Raw genomic sequence first — 3504 nt, 5'->3', positions numbered from 1 at the left:
TTTGACAAACTCATCTACCCAACTTTGAATTTCCGGTGAGTAGCGGTATAAAACATTCGGTGGTGTTACTTTGATGACTGATTCTGCAAAACGTGCTGCTTTACCAAATAATCCTTCTATTCCCCCTTGTTTCGGTTCTGGGGGTAAGGGAAAAATTACCAGATTACTTACCCATTGACGCAGTTCTTCTATTTCTGTATCTGTTACTCCCGCGTGGCGTTGGGTCACCAGCGTGATATGATGGCGCTGGTGCAGGTATTTCAGCAGGTTGAAAGTTCTGATTTCCGTTCCGCCTCGGCTGGGTGGATAGGGGAACGTGGACGACAGCATGAGAATATTCATACAAGTTACTCAAATAGAAGTCGTAATTGCAGTGATTTGATAGACATTAGCCTATATCTATCTTGTCCGGCATTGTCGCTGTGCCGGAAATTACCTTGATGAGAGTGTAGTAGCCGATGAAGGTGATTTATCGCCATTGGGAAGCAAGTGGCCGGAGTCTTTGCGGAACAGATGCAGTAAAATCATCCTCACACATAGGCCAATGTAAAATACATCTATCTTAGGATAGTAGTTTTTATCTGAATGTCTATACAGGCAGTTTGACATTGTTAGTTTACTCGGATATAACTGTTTTAATAAACTGTATTTTTTGGTAATGTTAGTAGAGATTTTGCCTCGCTCGCGCTATGCCACACTCCAAAAAATAAACAGGTAACCTCAAAAATATCTCTTCCCTGTATTTTTTTATGAATTAAAATTTTCAAAACCAAACAATGACTTCATTCAATATGTACGATCTGGGTGCTTTAGAAAAAAATTTGTTTCAACAAAAATTTGAGGTGCGTTCCTTTTTAAGTCTTCATCCAAAATTATTTTTCCCCTTGGTAAAATTGGCTGGAAAAAACCCAAGTCAAGCAGTAGGAAAACATACTGAGTTAGTGATAGAAGGATTTCCGCGTTCTGCAAATAGTTTTTCTATTGGTGCATTTCAATCTGCTCAACCTCGTCGCATCGCATTGGCATCGCATTTACACGCTCCTGCCCAAATCATACGTGCTGCCCATCTTAATATACCAACTTTAGTTTTGATCAGAAAGCCTGTGGATGCTGTAGTTTCTCTCAGATGTTTGGAGTTAGAAACAAATTATTTAAGTACATCCCGAAATCCAGCCTTAGACATCCCTTTAGAAAAATATTTTAGTAATTGGATATCTTTTTATACTAGGATAATGCCCTATAGAGATCGTTATGTTGTAGGTTTATTTGATGAAGTTACCCATGACTTTGGTAGCATAATTGAAAAGATTAATTACCGTTTTGGTACGAATTTTACTATTTTTTACCATACAAAGCAAAATGTAGATAAGGTTCACAAAGAGCAAGGATTTCATTCCGGCCCTTCCAAAAAGCGTCAATTTTTAAAACAAATAGTTAGACAAGAGCTAGAAAGTGATGAGATTAAGTTTATGATTAATAAAGCCAATGCCGTATATTACCAGTTCGAGATATTTGCCGGTAAATATTTTTTTTAATTAAGTAACGCCAGTTGCTAGTTATTTGCTTTCTGGGTATGTTGTTGGGCTCATATCCCTGTTATCCCTCGCATCAAGGGGCTAAAGCTAGGGCAACGTACCTATTTTTAGCTTTCGAGTTATTCTAATAAGTTAGATAAAGGTGAGCAAATGGAAACTAACGAGCTGAAGTTCCTGCTGAAATTGCTGGGTTGTCCTAATTATCGGTCATCCCTTTCTGCTACCATTTTCAAAGAATTTAAAGGTAAGGACAAAATTTGTCGAGAGTTGGGGGAAGAACGGGAACTGATCGACTTTTCCCGCGAAATGGCTACCGTTAAAATTTTACCGCCCGGTCGCGCTTTGCTGAAAATAGATGTCTCCCAGTTACCCATTGCAGACAAAGAACTGAAGCTGCTGGAGAAAATAGGCAAAGCTTCCGGAAAAATCAAACCCAGCGATATCACAGTGGTGAAAGCGGCTGAAAGAGAGGAGATATTAAAAAATCTAGCCGATCGCGGTTTGATTGAAGCCGAAAATAAACTCAAACGCCAGAAAGCCGAGGTATGGCTGACTCCGCGAGGACTGGAATATTTGCGGGATGACTACAACCCCAAGGGTTCTGCAACCATTAGCCTGGATTTGCTGAAAAATTACCTGAACTTTTTGCGGAAATCCCTCCGCGAAAAGTCGGAAGTAGTATCGCCGCCAGTTACACCGACAGCTAAGCCTAGCGATGACGAGATTTTACAGATAATTCGAGATTTAGATAAAGAATTGGGGACGGAAAATTATTTACCAATTTTTCACCTGCGGCAGAAATTACAACCGCCTCTATCTAGGGAAGAATTAGATCGATCGCTTTATCGCCTGCAACGGGATGACCGGATTGAGTTGAGTTCGCTAGTAGATACGACGCCTTATACTCCAGAACAAATTGACGCCGGAATTCCCCAAGATATTGGCGGGCCACTGTTTTTTATCGTCGCCAACTAGCAATCTACTCGCCTTGGCATTCTAAAAGCAGTTACCTAGTTTAAAGGAAATTTCACTATGGCATCCATTGACGACATTATTCGACGCGAGGTTAATCCCTTTGACCCCACAACTTTTAAACCGGGTAACTTTTGGAGGGAAAAGCAAGACGCAAAATTAACAGTAGATTCAATTCATCAAGAAGCGATCGCAGAAATTGAAGAGCTTCTAGACCTTATTGCCAAAGACCATCGTAGTCGCACCGTACTCCTCACTGGCGATACAGGTTCTGGCAAAAGCTATCTCTTAGGTCGGCTCAAACGCGCTTTCAACCGGAAAGCTTTTTTTGCCTACATTGGGCCTTGGCCTAACAACGACTACATCAGGCGTCATATCCTCCGCTATACCGTTGATAGCTTAATGCAGGTTCCAGAGGGACAAAAAGATTCACAGCTGATGCTATGGCTGAAAAGTCTATCTGCTTTCACGAAGCGCAGTTTAAAACAAAGAATTTTTGATGAGAGTGTCTGGCAATTATTACGCAGCAATCGGCAAAAATTTATTAGACACCTTAAAGATTCATACAAAGAAGCAGGGATTTATAATGCTGACAGTTTTTTTGGCGTGCTTTACGACCTCACCGATCCAGAATTGTATCCCTTGGCCTGTGAGTGGTTACGAGGAGATGATTTAAGTGAAGAGTCTCTGCAAGAATTAAAAGTTCGACGCTCTATTGAAACAGAAGAAGCTGCCTGGGAAACCTTATCAAACTTAGGCAGAATTTCTACTGAAACTCAGCCGATTGTCTTGTGTTTTGATAATACAGAAACAGGTATGAATTCTGAAGGTGATTTTAATCCACAACCTTTTTTTAACGTTAACACAACTATTCATAATGACGGTCTAAAAAACTTTTTGATAGTTATCAGCTTCCTTACTGATGGCTGGAAGCGAGTTATAGATCGCATTCAAATGTCTGACAAAGCTGGGATTCATAGATCGGAAAGAGCGTCGT

The 3504-nt window shown here is 40.5% G+C and carries 3 protein-coding genes and 1 pseudogene; 3 read left to right on the top strand and 1 reads right to left on the bottom strand.

Annotation, left to right across the window (positions count from 1 at the left end; all coding sequences use genetic code 11):
* A pseudogene (locus H6S82_RS24575) lies at nt 1-342 on the bottom strand (glycosyl transferase family 1); the annotation flags it as partial.
* A 434-nt stretch (nt 343-776) separates the two neighbouring features.
* Here H6S82_RS24575 and H6S82_RS24570 point away from each other — a divergent pair.
* The 3 genes from H6S82_RS24570 to H6S82_RS24560 form a co-directional block, all read left to right on the top strand.
* The gene (locus H6S82_RS24570) at nt 777-1535 is read left to right on the top strand and encodes a hypothetical protein (protein WP_190474591.1); all 759 of its coding nucleotides are present in this window, start codon (nt 777-779) and stop codon (nt 1533-1535) included.
* 150 nt (nt 1536-1685) lie between these two features.
* Nucleotides 1686-2510 carry a transcription factor RcaD gene (locus H6S82_RS24565; protein ID WP_190474593.1) on the top strand — a complete coding sequence of 275 codons (825 nt, stop codon included), beginning with the start codon at nt 1686-1688 and terminating at the stop codon, nt 2508-2510.
* Between the two features lie 57 nt (nt 2511-2567).
* The coding region (locus tag H6S82_RS24560) for an ATP-binding protein (protein ID WP_191056856.1) at nt 2568-3504 on the top strand (937 nt) is incomplete at its 3' end.

This window comes from Planktothrix sp. FACHB-1355 (assembly GCF_014748295.1).
Taxonomy (GTDB): Bacteria; Cyanobacteriota; Cyanobacteriia; order Cyanobacteriales; family Aerosakkonemataceae; genus Aerosakkonema; species Aerosakkonema funiforme_A.
This window is presented reverse-complemented; position numbering and strand designations above follow the sequence as displayed.

Bases quoted from the DNA above. Each gene is read 5' to 3' on its own strand.
- H6S82_RS24565 (WP_190474593.1), top strand. From the start codon at position 1,686: ATGGAAACTAACGAGCTGAAGTTCCTGCTGAAATTGCTGGGTTGTCCT.
- H6S82_RS24570 (WP_190474591.1), top strand. From the start codon at position 777: ATGACTTCATTCAATATGTACGATCTGGGTGCTTTAGAAAAAAATTTG.